Origin of the sequence: Psychrobacter proteolyticus (assembly GCF_038155145.1) — a bacterium.
GTDB classification, from domain to species: domain Bacteria; phylum Pseudomonadota; class Gammaproteobacteria; order Pseudomonadales; family Moraxellaceae; genus Psychrobacter; species Psychrobacter proteolyticus_B.
In genome coordinates this window covers 1-215 of sequence record NZ_JBAKAY010000174.1, presented here as the reverse complement: position 1 = coordinate 215, position 215 = coordinate 1, and the positions used below count along the sequence as shown (strand labels likewise).

1 pseudogene is annotated in these 215 nt (G+C 46.5%); it reads right to left on the bottom strand.

Features of this window, described 5'->3' with window-relative positions:
• Nucleotides 1-215 (bottom strand): annotated as a pseudogene (locus tag V6252_RS13410) (UDP-3-O-(3-hydroxymyristoyl)glucosamine N-acyltransferase); the annotation flags it as partial.

Genomic DNA, 215 nt, shown 5'->3' with positions numbered 1-215 from the left:
CGTCTGTAATCTCGATATGCCCATTGATACCGACAGCGCCGCCAATTATACAGCGCTTCCATATCGTAGTACTACCCCCAATGCCCGTTTGAGCAGCGATAGCAGTCCCGTCACCGATACAGACGTTATGGGCAACTTGTACCTAATTATCAATAATCACGTGATTACATATAACGGTATCATCGATAGAGCCACGATCGATACATGTCTGGCTA